This window comes from Sutcliffiella deserti, assembly GCF_020037475.1.
Classification (GTDB): domain Bacteria; phylum Bacillota; class Bacilli; order Bacillales; family Bacillaceae_I; genus Sutcliffiella_A; species Sutcliffiella_A deserti.
This window is the reverse complement of record NZ_JAIQDB010000001.1, coordinates 562,498-575,661: the sequence shown is the minus strand read 5'-3', so window position 1 is coordinate 575,661 and position 13,164 is coordinate 562,498. Positions and strand designations below refer to the sequence as shown.

The 13,164-nt window shown below is 38.5% G+C and carries 12 protein-coding genes; 10 read left to right on the top strand and 2 right to left on the bottom strand.

Annotated features, from left to right (window positions below; all coding sequences use genetic code 11):
* The first annotated feature begins 489 nt into the window (after nucleotides 1–489).
* From K9B36_RS02785 to mug, 3 genes are all read left to right on the top strand, one after another.
* Nucleotides 490–768 carry a hypothetical protein gene (locus tag K9B36_RS02785; RefSeq protein WP_223700475.1) on the top strand — a complete coding sequence of 93 codons (279 nt, stop codon included), beginning with the start codon at nucleotides 490–492 and terminating at the stop codon, nucleotides 766–768.
* Between the two features lie 105 nt (nucleotides 769–873).
* Nucleotides 874–1,233, top strand: a complete 360-nt coding sequence (locus K9B36_RS02780; RefSeq protein WP_317889858.1) for a cyclic-phosphate processing receiver domain-containing protein — start codon at nucleotides 874–876, stop codon at nucleotides 1,231–1,233.
* Between the two features lie 140 nt (nucleotides 1,234–1,373).
* On the top strand, nucleotides 1,374–1,874 hold the full coding sequence (gene mug / locus K9B36_RS02775) for a G/U mismatch-specific DNA glycosylase (RefSeq protein WP_223700473.1): 501 nt from the start codon (nucleotides 1,374–1,376) through the stop codon (nucleotides 1,872–1,874).
* Nucleotides 1,875–1,968: 94 nt separating this feature from the next.
* Here the strand turns inward: mug and K9B36_RS02770 are convergent, their stop codons facing one another.
* Complete coding sequence (locus tag K9B36_RS02770; protein WP_223700472.1) at nucleotides 1,969–2,796, bottom strand: STAS domain-containing protein; 828 nt, start codon at nucleotides 2,794–2,796, stop codon at nucleotides 1,969–1,971.
* Nucleotides 2,797–3,033: 237 nt separating this feature from the next.
* Nucleotides 3,034–3,996, bottom strand: coding sequence for a D-2-hydroxyacid dehydrogenase (locus K9B36_RS02765; protein ID WP_223700471.1), 963 nt, complete (start codon nucleotides 3,994–3,996; stop codon nucleotides 3,034–3,036).
* A gap of 392 nt (nucleotides 3,997–4,388) precedes the next feature.
* Here K9B36_RS02765 and K9B36_RS02760 point away from each other — a divergent pair, with 392 nt between their 5' ends.
* The 7 genes from K9B36_RS02760 to K9B36_RS02730 all read left to right on the top strand — a co-directional run bounded on the left by K9B36_RS02760 (nucleotide 4,389) and on the right by K9B36_RS02730 (nucleotide 13,132).
* Nucleotides 4,389–5,156 (top strand): 3-hydroxyacyl-CoA dehydrogenase, encoded by a 768-nt coding sequence (locus tag K9B36_RS02760; RefSeq protein WP_223700470.1) that lies wholly within the window; start codon nucleotides 4,389–4,391, stop codon nucleotides 5,154–5,156.
* A gap of 149 nt (nucleotides 5,157–5,305) precedes the next feature.
* A complete protein-coding gene (locus tag K9B36_RS02755; protein WP_223700469.1) occupies nucleotides 5,306–7,378 on the top strand; it encodes a sigma-54-dependent Fis family transcriptional regulator in 2,073 nt (690 codons plus the stop codon).
* A 241-nt stretch (nucleotides 7,379–7,619) separates the two neighbouring features.
* A complete protein-coding gene (locus tag K9B36_RS02750; protein WP_223700468.1) occupies nucleotides 7,620–7,943 on the top strand; it encodes a hypothetical protein in 324 nt (107 codons plus the stop codon).
* A gap of 187 nt (nucleotides 7,944–8,130) precedes the next feature.
* The gene (locus tag K9B36_RS02745; protein WP_223700467.1) at nucleotides 8,131–9,654 is read left to right on the top strand and encodes a class I adenylate-forming enzyme family protein; all 1,524 of its coding nucleotides are present in this window, start codon (nucleotides 8,131–8,133) and stop codon (nucleotides 9,652–9,654) included.
* 41 nt (nucleotides 9,655–9,695) lie between these two features.
* Nucleotides 9,696–10,841 (top strand): acyl-CoA dehydrogenase family protein, encoded by a 1,146-nt coding sequence (locus tag K9B36_RS02740; RefSeq protein WP_223700466.1) that lies wholly within the window; start codon nucleotides 9,696–9,698, stop codon nucleotides 10,839–10,841.
* Nucleotides 10,842–10,860: 19 nt separating this feature from the next.
* The gene (locus K9B36_RS02735; RefSeq protein ID WP_223700465.1) at nucleotides 10,861–12,012 is read left to right on the top strand and encodes a thiolase family protein; all 1,152 of its coding nucleotides are present in this window, start codon (nucleotides 10,861–10,863) and stop codon (nucleotides 12,010–12,012) included.
* A gap of 28 nt (nucleotides 12,013–12,040) precedes the next feature.
* Nucleotides 12,041–13,132 carry a CaiB/BaiF CoA transferase family protein gene (locus K9B36_RS02730; RefSeq protein WP_223700464.1) on the top strand — a complete coding sequence of 364 codons (1,092 nt, stop codon included), beginning with the start codon at nucleotides 12,041–12,043 and terminating at the stop codon, nucleotides 13,130–13,132.
* Nucleotides 13,133–13,164 lie beyond the last annotated feature (32 nt).

Below are 13,164 nucleotides of genomic sequence, written 5' to 3'. Positions count from 1 at the left end.
TTTTAATGTTACTCAAGCGGTTGATTGGAGTGCAAGACGAAGACTCCTGCGGGAGAAGTGGCCAATGTGAGACCCCGCAGGCGAAGCCGAGGAGGCTCACGGGTCACCCGCGGAAAGCGAAGTCTTGCACGGAAATCAATAGCGTCTTTTAGAGCCGGTACTAAAATTGTTCGTCTTTTGTAAGAGTTATTTCACTTTTGTCCCAGCCACCTTTATTTTTTGGCTCTGTTAGCCTTGAATTAATACTTTTTCAATGTGTTTCTTACATATTTATATACACCGAAAAAAATCACGGCAAAAACTGTCACAATTAGTATATCAATTAAAACTACCATTCCCATTCCTCCGAAAATCCTATTTTTTTCATCATAACTTTTTCAAATAAAACAATCAATGAGATAAATAAAGTTGTCTTGAAATTTTTTTGTAATAGTCCTGTCATATTTTCGCCTTTCGACATAGTATGTAGAAAAGAAAAGGGGGGGACGAATGAGTACTGTATTGAAGGTAATTCTTCTATACCTGTTGGTTACTTCCACTCTTTATGGATTACTTGCTGGCTTAACTTATCATACAATACAACTTAAAATTGAAAAAATGGAGTTGTTAGAAACTGAATATATTGAAAAGGAAGCTCAAGGTGAGGTTTCTTATTCATTTAAGCAAACATATGAAAAGGAGTATGAACTTTATAATCGACTGCAAACTCTGTTTCAGTCTTTTTGGATGAAGTGGATTTTTGATTTCCCGGAATTTCGCGCTCCGTAAAAAAATGGTACATTATTCCTATGTTTCCTTTACGAACCCTTGTTGAACAAGGGTTTTTTAGTTTTCTGCTATTATAATCTAAAAAAAAGGTAGTTTTACTGTGTTATAATCGTTTTAAGACAAATTTATGGAGGGCTCATCCTGATAAATGTATTTCTAGATGATAGTCGCACATGTCCAGAAGGATACATCCTTGCAGAGGACATTGACGAATGCCGCACATTGCTAGAAAATAATGCAATTGGGCATCTTTCATTGGACCACGATCTGTTGAGTAGACAACGCAATGGCTTCATGCTGGTTCAAATTATGGTTGAAAACGAGCTCTATGCAGAACGAATTACTATACACTCAGCTAACTCGGTAGGCAGTAAGGCAATGTACAGATATTTAAAACAAGCGCAAGAAAACCTTAAAATGCCACCTGATATTAAAGTAATTCTCCGACCGCTACCATTATTCTAACGATTAAACCAAGCATAGATTTTGCTTGGTTTTTATTTTTCCGTTGTGTTAAACCACTGCTGATTGTTTCGGAAAATAAAGGGAAAAAAGCCTTGGTAAAAAACATTGAATAAGCAAAAGACTGATAGGAGTGATGGTTTATGGAACCTATCTATGATCACATAAAAAAACACTTGGATATACTGTTTGTTGGTTTTAACCCCAGTATTCGTTCTGGAGAAACAGGGCATCACTATGCCAATCCGAACAATCGTTTTTGGAAAATATTATATATGGCAGGTATTACACCTAGAAAATATGCACCAACAGAGGACTCAAAGCTAATTGACCTTAATTATGGATTGACTAATATAGTTTCAAGACCAACAGTGGGAGCTGCGGATATTACAAGAGAAGAGTATGAATTTGGGAGGAAACAATTAAAAAAGAAAATAGAAATGTACCAACCCAAAATCGTTTGTTTTGTAGGAAAAGGAGTTTATCAAGAATACAGCGGTCATAAAAAGGTACAGTGGGGTGTCCAAGATCAACCAGTTGTTTCTAATGTTATTGATTTTGTTGCACCGTCTTCGAGTGGTTTAGTGAGAATGAAGCTTGAAGATATAGTAATGATTTATCGTGAGTTAAATAGACTAAGATAAAAACAATAATAGAAATCTCCTCGTGGTTTGCCTTGATCTATCATAACAAAAGCACTCTTTCGTATTTTAAAGAGTGCTTTTGTCTTATGATTTATCATCTGTTAATTGAAAGTGCTCCAGCAAGAGTGGATTTAATGGAAACTTTATCAAAAGAGAGCCCCAACTGAACAGTTGTCTGAGCAATCTCCGGTCGAATGCCAGAAAGGGTAGTCGTAACTCCTATAAGGTTTAAGGCACTTATAAGCTGATATATTTGATCGGCAACCATCGTGTCAATGATGACTACACCGGATAAATCAATGTATAGATGACTAACGCCAAGCTCTGAACATTGTTCTAATGTATGTTCAAGTATAAACTTGGCTCTGCTAGTATCAATATCTCCGACAAGTGGCAGCAAGGCTCGGTTATTATCTAAGGCAATAATAGGAGAACTTAACTCTTGTATCATTTCCTGTTGCGCTTTTAACTTTTGTTCAGCATAATGTTGATGCTCTTCCACAAACTTAAGTATGACTTTGTCAAATGCCTTCATTATTAAACGATTCCATGCTATTTCGTTATTTTTATCTGTTTCATTAATAGAAATGTACTCAGCTATAAAATCAAGATACTGTTCCCTTACCCTGGAAAATTCTCTTAAAGTAAAGTGAATGGGAGTATTTAAATGTTGATCATCCTTGGCAATGGTTACTATCCATTGTTGGAACTCTTGAAAAAACACAGTTTCCTCTTCAACAAAGATATTGCAAAGATGAAAGTGGAAATCATAGTTCTGTTTCTTCAGGTTCGCAATAACTTCTGGATTGTTGGAAGAATAAACACCATAAGGATCGCTTTTGTCCAATGATTCGTACCACTCTTCAGTTAAGATTTTTGCTTTGTCTAATATAAACTTGTGTAACGCTATATTTCTGTGCAAAGGGGATCCTCCTCTAAAACTATACCTTTTTAATTAGGTTCTTTTCTAATAGATTGTTGCTATAAGTCCATAAAAATTGCAATTGGATTTTTTCTTTCTGATTCACTTAAAATAAAGAGGAATTCCTTAATTTTAGGCTGTAATAAACGCCGCTATTGATTTCCACAAAAGGCTACGCCTTCCACAGGGAGGTGCTTGAACCTCTTCCGCTGTGACTGGGGGATCTCCAGCCTTTAATTAATATCCTTTATTATAGTCTACTAAATTCTTATATGGTTGATTTTGATTCAAATAATCTTTGAAATTTGGTATAAAAATGTCTTCTATTACTCTTTTAGTATAATGCTCAGTTGAACCTGAAGTATGGGGAGTGATAATGACGTTTTCCATTTCCCAAAAGGGGCTGTTACTTTCTAAGGGCTCTTTTACAAAAACATCCAAACCTGCTCCGGCAATTGTACCGTTTTGTAATGCTCTAATAAGTGCATCTTCTTGAAGAATTTCGCCTCGCCCGATATTAATCAAAAAAGCAGATTCCTTCATTAGGATAAATTCTTCTTCACCAAACATTTCTTGAGTGTCGGGTGTAAGTGGTAGTGTTATAACTATATAGTCACATTTAGGAAGAATCGTATGTAATTGCTCTGGCGTATGCATGCTATCGACATATTCTTCAGATTTACCTGAATGGCGGACACCAAGCACAGTCATTCCAAAAGCTTTGGCGATTTTTGCAGTTTCTTTACCGATTTCTCCCACTCCAATAATTCCTACCGTCTTATTATGGAGTTCTAGATTCATCTTGGCATGATGCCAAACTTTCTTTTGCTGATTTTTTACATATGTATGAATTTTTCTCGTAAGAGCAAGCATCAGTCCAAAAATTGTTTCTGAGATAGGGTAAGCGTGGACTCCATTAGCACTAGTCAAAAGGATATTCTTTCTCGAAAGCTTTTCAAGCGGTATATTGTTCACACCCGCACTCCACGCTTGAATCCATTTTAAGTTTGGTGATTTATTAAGCGATAACTCCTCCAGTTCTTTTTTCCATCCTAATATAACTTCTGCCTCACTTGCGTATGGAGCCCAAACATCCTTATCTTTTCCAATAACCACTTCCCATTCTGGAACCATGGCTTTAATTTGCTCTTTATAATATTGGCCAATATCTTGTGTTACAAGTAAAGTTCGTTTCTTCATGCTGAATAGCCCTCCCTAATTTTATTTATTTTCATTTTAACAGAGTTGTCCATTTGATTTGTACTATTATGTGCTATTTAGAAAGGATCTTAGGAATTTAATAGAAAAACAATTTATGATTGTGGATTAGGACCGAAAGATGACATTTTAAATTGTTAAGAGAAGGGTCAGTATGACGTCCTGTGATAAAAAATTATCAGTCAACAGATTTAACTTCAGGCAGGCATACAATGGGTAGAATGCTTGCCTTTATTGTTCAGAATATGTTCACACTTCCATTTAAGTGTCCATATTATAAACACTCTAAGCTAGTTTGAACCTTGAGCCCTCAATTGGCACACTTATTGCATATTAAGGAATAATCAACCCTACATATATAGGAGGCGGACTAAATGTTTATAAAAGATACGATTGCATTTGTAACCGGTGGAGCTTCAGGACTTGGTGAAGCTACCGTCAGAAATATCACTGCTAAAGGTGGAAAAGCACTGATTGTGGATTTATCAGAAGAAAGAGGAAAAATGCTTCAGGAAGAACTAGGTGAATCGGTTTCTTTTGTGAAAACCGATGTAACAAAGGAAGTGGATATAACGAAAGCATTAAATCTAGGAATAGAAAGGTTTGGATCCATCAATACGGTCGTGAACTGTGCAGGGATTGCCGTGGCTAAGAAAGTTCTAAGTAGAAAAGGACCACATCCTCTTGATGAATTTTCTAAAGTCATCTCCATCAATTTAATTGGTACCTTTAATGTCATTAGACTTGCAACAGAGAGAATGACTACTAATAATCCAATCAATGAAGGAGAACGTGGCGTTATTATAAATACTGCTTCAGTAGCAGCATTTGACGGTCAAATAGGACAGGCTGCATACTCTGCTTCTAAGGGTGGCATCGTTGGAATGACTTTGCCAATTGCTCGGGAATTAGCCTCTTATGGAGTACGTGTCATGACGATTGCACCGGGTCTTTTTCATACTCCCATGTTTGATACACTTCCAGCTGAGGCTCGCGATTCATTAGGTAAGATGGTACCTTTTCCATCCCGGTTAGGTTATCCCGAGGAATATGCTCAGCTTGTGCAGAGTATTATTGAAAATCCTATGTTGAATGGGGAAACCATACGACTAGATGGAGCGATTAGAATGCAGCCGAAATAAGCTGCTCTTTTCTAGTTACAAGACATGTTCGAAGGTGAAGAAGATCATGTCTTGTAACTAGAAAGCTCACTATGTAATTATTTTTATAATTTTCTAAATAATGCTTTTTCAGTTAGAATAGAGATATCTAAGTATAAAGGGGAATTCTCATGCTTCCGTTAAAAGATATGATCACACCTGTTGTGGAAACAATCACCCCGGACACCTCACTTGAAAAAGCACTAACCATTATGCAGGCTAATAAATGGAATATTTTGCCTGTAACAGATGGGGAGAAAAAACTTAAAGGTGTGTTTACAAGAACAAGCTTATATAGAATGATTATGGATAAAAGATCGTTGAATACAACTATTCGTGACTATATAAAATTAGATGTTTCTACTTTGGCTATTGATACTTCATACGAAAAAGTGGAAAAGATTGTTCGTTCGAGTCAAGTTGGTACAGGGGTTGTCGTTGATGAAAATGAAAGAGTGATAGGTTTATTCACCAAAACGGATATGGTCATGTCCTTATTGCACGCATCCAGTACGTTGAAAGAACAACTTGATACGGTTATGAGAAATTCAACGATTGGCGTGCTTATGACAGACGAAAATAAAAAGGTTATCTATGCCAACGAGCGGCTATGTAAGATGACTACGAAAAAGAAGGAATTTCTTATATCAGCAAATATCCATACAATCTTCCCTGAAGCCAGTTCTATGTTAAAAGGTAATGGACCTTTCGTGCCTTTGAAACTTGAAAAACTTAAGGCAATCCTTACAATGACCACATATTCAACCATTAGGAATCAATTGGGCTATATCTTGTTCTTTCAAGATCTTTCCGAGGTAGAAGATATGGCAGCAGAGTTAGAGACAGTTAAAAACTTAAAGCAATCCTTACAAACTGCGATTAATCATGCATATGATGGAATAATGATGATTGATGAAAAGCAAAAAGTACAAATGGTTAGTCCTTCTTTGTTGGAACTATTTCAACTCGATCAGAAAGATATTTTACATATGCATGTTGATAAAGCATTTCCACAATTCGATTTGTCATCTATCTATGAAACCAAATCAGCAGAAATAAGTAATTTTAAAGAAGTAAATGGAATTAAATATATACTCCACCGTATTCCCATTATACAAGATGATAGAGTGGTTGGTGCTATTGGAAAAATAATGTTCCGACAATTAAATGAGGTTAGCGAACTTTTTAAAAAACTTCAAAAAGCAGAAAACAAGGCAAGTTATTATCGTTCCCAGTACCAACAAGCAGAATCTGCCCGATACACTTGGGATCATATCATAAGTAAAGATCCCCACATAGAGAAGTTGAAGAAAAGTGCTGCAAAAGCTGCAAAAGGTAGGTCCACTGTATTGATTCGAGGAGAAAGTGGAACAGGAAAAGAGTTATTTGCTCACGCCATTCATAATGAATCCGCACGAAAAGAAGCAAAATTTGTCGTCATAAATTGTGCTGCTATACCAGAGGATTTACTAGAGTCTGAGTTTTTCGGATATGAAGAAGGAGCTTTTACTGGAGCAAAAAACAAAGGCAAAATTGGAAAATTTGATCTTGCCAATGGAGGAACACTTTTTCTGGATGAAATAGGCGATATGTCTCTAAATCTTCAGGCGAAATTGCTGCGAGTCCTTCAAGAAAGAGAGTTCTATCGAGTTGGTGGCACAAAGCAGGTTCACGTGGACGTTCGTATTATTGCCGCAACAAATCGTAGCTTGGAGACAATGGTAATAGAAGGTGCTTTCAGGGAGGATTTATATTATCGGCTAAATGTAATTTCCTTTTCGATTCCACCGCTAAGAGATAGATTATACGATGTAGAGCTATTGTTAAATAAGCTAATGGTGGAACTTAACTCCGTTTTAGGTACAAGTATCGTTGGTGTAGAACCCAAAGCAAAACAGGTGATGCTTTCTTATGATTGGCCAGGGAACGTAAGGGAGCTGCGAAATGTCATGGAAAGAGGAATGACATTTGCAGAGCACGGAAAAATAAAAGCAGAAGACCTTCCTGAATATATGCATAAAGGTATAGAGCCAATAAGCCATGGAAACCAGAATGATGTCACTATGGTGGAAAGTGCAGAGCGAAACACCATTGAGAATGCCCTTCGAAAAACAAAGGGAAATAAAGCAAAAGCTGCTAGAGTATTAGGAATTAGTCGCTCAAGTTTGTATGAAAAAATAAAAAAGTACCAGCTTGTTTATTAGTAAGTAGTTATCTTCTTGCTTTTAAAATGCTTTTTTAAGTGGGTATCAGAGAGAAGTGTTATTAATGGTGCTTCTCTAGCTTTATTGGAGAAGAGATCCTGGACTAGGCACCAGCACCGCCCCGTAAAACATGTAGCCTTTTGCGGAAATTAATAGCGGCGTTTTTCACAGCTTTTTAAAAAAGGAATAAAAGGGAATAGAGAGAGAAGAGTAAAAACTTTTCTGAAAGGGAGGGCTTATTATGAAAAAGGAAACAAAGAACATTATTATCGGGTCAATGCTTTCAGCAGCAGGCAGTGCAGTACTGGTTAAGGAAGTTATTAAAAAAAGACAAAAAAATAAATATAGGGTTCTAGAAGATACCGACATGAGAAACAGTAAAAAAATCGACAGAATGGAAAGTGTAGATGCAAGTAAAGACGAGAAGGAAAAAGGGCTAACCCAACTTGATTCTGCTTATCGTGCTGAATGGGTGGCAAATGGTTTTCCACAAACACATAAAAAAATGAAAGAGTTGGAAGAGGAAGAAAAAAAGAATAATATTGGAGATAAATCTGGAAATTAATTTTAAGTTGTTATCGACGAAAAAATCTCTATACAATTATTTTAAGTGTCCATTTAAAGGACACTTTTTTTCATTCTCTACAAAACTAGTATATAAAAAAGCAACATAATAGTGAATTTATAGATGTTTGAATATTGGCATAATTATTGCATGTATGTCGGTAACACCCATTAAAGGAGGAATAGGAATGAACATTGGTATGTATGTAGCGCAAAATGCAAGGAAGCATCCAGAAAAGCTTGCCATAAAGTGTGAAGACAGAACGTACAATTATGATCAGTTTAATCGTGAAGTGAACAGACTTTCACACGGCATGATGGCTTTGGGAGTGGAGAAGGGCGATAAGGTTGCCTTTATGATGAAGAACTCAGACTATTTTGTGTTTTCTTTTTTTGCAGGTGTGAAAATTGGTGCGGTTATTGTTCCGATGAACTTCCGTTTAACGTCCTCGGAAATTCATTATATTTTAGAACAATCTGAAGCGAAAGTTGTTATCTGCGATGAAGAGTTTGAGGATACTGTTAAAACTGCAAGCGAGGGGTGCGTGGTTCAAAAGGTAATTGTTGTAGGCAACCCAGGACACGAAGAGAGCAGATCCTACAAGGGGATTTTATCCAGAAATGAAGAAGAACCTGATGTGGAAGTATTGGAAACAGATGACATAGAGATTCTATATACATCGGGAACAACAGGACGTCCTAAGGGAGCGTTATTTGACCACCGCCGTATATTCAATGTTGGTATCTCGATGATGATTAGCATGGGAATCAACCAGCAGGAACGGTTCTTACATGTTGCTCCACTATTTCATTCTGCACAGCTTAATCTGTTTCTGGTTTCTGGAGTGGTCCTTGGGGCAAGCCACTATATTCAGCGTGATTTTCATCCGGTTCACACCCTGCAAGCAATCCAAGATAATAAGATCACCCATTTCTTTGGCGTTCCGGCAATGTTCAATTTTCTGTTGCAGGTGCCTAATGCCAATGAGTATGACCTTTCATCCATTAAAAGGTGTGGGTATGGGGCAGCACCTATGGCGCCAGAGCTTGTGAAGAAAAGTATAACTCTATTCAAAAATGATCAATTTTATAATCTATGTGGTTTAACTGAAGCCGGTCCAAATGGAATTTTATTAGATCCTAAAGGTCATAAAAATCATCTCGGGAAAAATGGAAAAGCTTCTTTCTTAACGGAAGCAAGAGTGGTGGATGAAGCAGGGGGAAATGTGAAACCTGGAGCTGTCGGTGAATTTGTGCTTCAAGGTGAGTCGATTATGAAAGAATACTACAAAAAGCCAGAGGAAACGAAAGCAACGTTGAAAAATGGCTGGTTGTATACAGGAGATTTGGCTGTCATTGACGAAGAAGGTTATATCACCTTGGTGGACCGCAAGAAGGATATGATTATTTCAGGTGGAGAGAACGTGTACTCCATCGAAGTAGAAGAGGTACTCTATGAACACCCGCAAGTGTTGGAGGCAGCTATTATTGGATTGCCAGATGAAGTGTGGGGAGAAGCAGTGTGCGCTGTAGTTGTTCCGCACAAAGATCAACTATTAAATGAAGAAGAACTAAAGCTATTCTGCAGACAAAAGCTTGCTGGATACAAAGTGCCGAGAAGGATTTTTATTGAAAATGCACTTCCAAGGAATGCATCCGGAAAAATACTAAAATATCAACTACGCAAACAATTAAATGAAGTAAAGGCTTAGAGGTGAAAAAAGCGAAATCGCTTACAACAAGGAGAGAGTCTATGAAACACCCTTACTTACAGGAGGAACATCACCAATTTCGTAAATCATTACGCAAGTTTTTAGAAAAGGAAGCTATACCGTTCTATGAAGAATGGGAAAAAGACCGCATCGTTCCAAGGTCCTTTTGGACGAAGATGGGAGAGCAGGGATATCTTTGCCCGGATATTGACGAAAAATACGGCGGAAGTGAAACGGATTGGGGCTATTCTGTTGTTATTGATGAAGAATTAGAACGGGTAGGGACAGGGTTAATAGGAGTTGCCCTGCACAATGATATTGTTGTTCCTTATCTTACTTCTTTTGGAACAGAGGAGCAGAAACAGCGCTGGCTGCCTTCTTGTGCTACTGGACAAACCATTACCGCAATTGCCATGACCGAGCCCGGAGCAGGTTCTGATTTAGCCAATATTAAGACAACTGCCAGGCTTGAAGGGGATCATTATATTGTCAATGGTGCGAAAACCTTTATCACAAATGGCATACATGCAGATCTCGTATTAGTGGCTTGTAAAACAGACACTGAAATTCGTCCCCAGCATAAAGGTGTGAGCCTGCTTGTAATTGAACGGGGACATTCAGGTTTTTCAAGAGGCAGGAAGCTCGATAAAGTAGGGCTGCATTGCCAGGATACCGCGGAGTTGTTTTTTGAAGATTGTAAGGTTCCTAAAGAAAATCTTTTAGGTGAAGAAGGAAAAGGATTCTTATATTTAATGGAAAAGCTGCAGCAGGAGCGGTTGCTTGTTGCAATTGGTGCCCAAATTGCTTCAGAAGACATGCTAGAATCTACAATTGAGTATGTGAAAAGCAGAGAAGCATTCGGAAGGTCTGTCAGTCAATTTCAAAACACCCAGTTCAGAATTGCTGAAATGGCAACGGAAGTAGAAATGGGAAGAGTATTTCTAGATAGATTGATTGGAGAGCATATGGCTGGTGAAAATGTCGTCACAAAAGTATCGATGGCAAAGTGGAAGTTAACTGAGACTGCCCGTGAAATTGCCACAAAGTGCATGCAGTTACATGGCGGCTATGGATATATGGAAGAGTACAAAATTGCAAGAAGGTATCGGGATATTCCGGTTGCCAGTATTTATGCAGGTACGAATGACATTATGAAAACAATTATTGCCAAAAATTTAGGCTTATAAGAAGGGAAGTTTGTTCAACATGAGAGAAGTTGTCATTGTCGAAGCGGTACGCTCTGCGGTTGGAAGAAGAAATGGGTTATTGAAAGATATAAGACCAGATGATCTAGCAGGGGAAGTGCTAAAAGAGCTGGTACGTCGTGCAGGAGTGGATGCAAGTTTAGTAGAGGATGTTATTCTTGGCTGTGTTACCCAATCCGGAGAGCAAGCGGGGGATATTGCTAGAGTGGCGGCCCTTATTGCAGGGTTTCCAATTGAAGTCCCAGGAACCACTCTTGATAGACAGTGTGGATCAAGTCAACAAGCGGTTCATTTTGCAGCACAAGCCATTTTAGCTGGAGACATGGAGGTGGTTATTGCAGGTGGTGTGGAAAACATGTCACGAGTGCCGATGGGCTCGAATTATCAAAAGGCGCCTTTTAGTGAAAAATTAAGAGATCGTTTTGAGATTATAAACCAAGGACTATCTGCAGAACGTATTGCAGAAAAATATGGATTTACAAGAAAAGAATTAGATCAATACTCCTTCAATAGTCACCAAAAAGCTTTAAAAGCACAGGCTGAGGGTTATTTTGACAAAGAAATTATGCCACTTGAAGTCATGATGCCTGATGGTACAACAAGGATAATGAAAGAGGACTCAGGACCAAGAGAGGAAACCTCGGTGGAAGCGCTCGGCGGGTTAAAAACAGTATTTAAGGAAGATGGAGTGATCCATGCAGGAAATGCCAGCCAAATAAGTGACGGAGCAGCAGCACTCTTATTAATGTCAAAAGAAAAGGCCCTGGAATTAGGACTTACCCCTCGCTTTAAGGTACATACGAGAGTTGTAGTGGGTTCTGACCCAACCTTAATGCTTACCGGACCGATTCCTGCAACAGAAAAAGTTTTGAAGAAGGCTGGCTTGAGCATAGAAGATATAGACCTGTTTGAAGTGAATGAAGCTTTTGCTCCTGTGCCGCTCGCATGGCTAAAGGAGACAGGAGCAGATCCGGCCAAATTAAATCCAAATGGTGGTGCCATCGCACTTGGTCATCCGTTAGGGGCAAGCGGGGCAAGGATTATGGTAAGTATGATGCACGAGCTGGAGCGAACAAGTGGACGCTACGGCTTACAGACAATGTGTGAAGGTCATGGAATGGCGAATGCAACGATTATCGAGAGGATAGATTAATTAAAATGGCGGGAAAAGCGGTCAAAACATGATAAATAATCTATTAGAAGGAATAAGAGTCATTGATTTCACTAACTACTTACCTGGTCCATTTGCTACGCAGCGTTTAGCTGAGCTTGGTGCAGAAGTGATAAAAGTGGAACCCTTAGAAGGGGACCCTGCCCGAAATGCAGGATTAAAGCGTAATGGAACGGGAATCGTCTATTTAGCAAATAACCGTCAGAAGAAGAGTATTTCAATGGATTTGAAAAAAGTGAGTACAAAAAAAAGGATCTTAGAGCTTATAGAGACCGCAGATGTTTTGCTTGAGAGTTTTCGACCAGGTGTGATGGAGAAACTCGGCTTAGACTACGAATCTGTTAAAAAGCATAATCCCCAAATTGTCTATTGTTCTCTCAGAGGCTATGGAGAAAATGGAAAATGGCGTAAGTTTGGCAGCCATGATTTAAACTATATGGCATTAAGCGGAATGCTCGCCCAGCTTAAAGATACGAATGGGAAGCCTATTCACCCCTCTATTACCTTAGCAGACTACTTTGGCAGTTTTGCAGCTTGCGAGCGAGTTCTTGCTGCACTGCTTGCCAAAGAAAGAGGAGGACTTGGCGGATATCATTGTCTCTCTATAACAGATGTAATGGCTTCTATGATGGGCAACCATTTAATCATACAGGAGGAGTTAGGTGAAGAAAGGGGCATCTCGCTCTTAAATGGTGAAATAGTATCCTATAGCATTTATGAAACAAAGGATCAAAGGTATATGTCCTTAGGGGCTCTGGAACCAAAATTCTGGAAGAACTTTTGTGAAGCGGTAAACCGCCCCGAGTGGGTTTGTGCGCATTTCACCTTGAAAAGAGAGACGAATTCTATCTATAACGAAATACAAGCGTTATTTCTGACTAAGAGCTTTTTAGAGTGGATTGAATTTAGCCAAGAGTTTGATTGCTGTATGGCACCTGTTTTAGAAGTGGGAGAACTTGAACAATTTCCTTATTTTAAAGAAAATGAAACCATTTTTCGAAATACAGAAGGACATGTAGAAGTGAGAATGCATACCAGCTCATCAAGAATCGAAAGCAAAATTCCTAAACTCGGTGAGCATAATCAAGCGTTTAAAGTTTGATTGTGTAGAATTCCAAGGAAAAAACAATGATA

What these genes read in the sequence shown, in the direction of transcription:
- K9B36_RS02785 (WP_223700475.1), top strand. Translation starts at nt 490, where the DNA reads ATGAGTACTGTATTGAAGGTAATTCTTCTATACCTGTTGGTTACTTCC.
- mug (WP_223700473.1), top strand. Translation starts at nt 1,374, where the DNA reads ATGGAACCTATCTATGATCACATAAAAAAACACTTGGATATACTGTTT.
- K9B36_RS02765 (WP_223700471.1), bottom strand. Translation starts at nt 3,996, where the DNA reads ATGAAGAAACGAACTTTACTTGTAACACAAGATATTGGCCAATATTAT.
- K9B36_RS02760 (WP_223700470.1), top strand. Translation starts at nt 4,389, where the DNA reads ATGTTTATAAAAGATACGATTGCATTTGTAACCGGTGGAGCTTCAGGA.
- K9B36_RS02755 (WP_223700469.1), top strand. Translation starts at nt 5,306, where the DNA reads ATGCTTCCGTTAAAAGATATGATCACACCTGTTGTGGAAACAATCACC.
- K9B36_RS02750 (WP_223700468.1), top strand. Translation starts at nt 7,620, where the DNA reads ATGAAAAAGGAAACAAAGAACATTATTATCGGGTCAATGCTTTCAGCA.
- K9B36_RS02745 (WP_223700467.1), top strand. Translation starts at nt 8,131, where the DNA reads ATGAACATTGGTATGTATGTAGCGCAAAATGCAAGGAAGCATCCAGAA.
- K9B36_RS02740 (WP_223700466.1), top strand. Translation starts at nt 9,696, where the DNA reads ATGAAACACCCTTACTTACAGGAGGAACATCACCAATTTCGTAAATCA.
- K9B36_RS02735 (WP_223700465.1), top strand. Translation starts at nt 10,861, where the DNA reads ATGAGAGAAGTTGTCATTGTCGAAGCGGTACGCTCTGCGGTTGGAAGA.
- K9B36_RS02730 (WP_223700464.1), top strand. Translation starts at nt 12,041, where the DNA reads ATGATAAATAATCTATTAGAAGGAATAAGAGTCATTGATTTCACTAAC.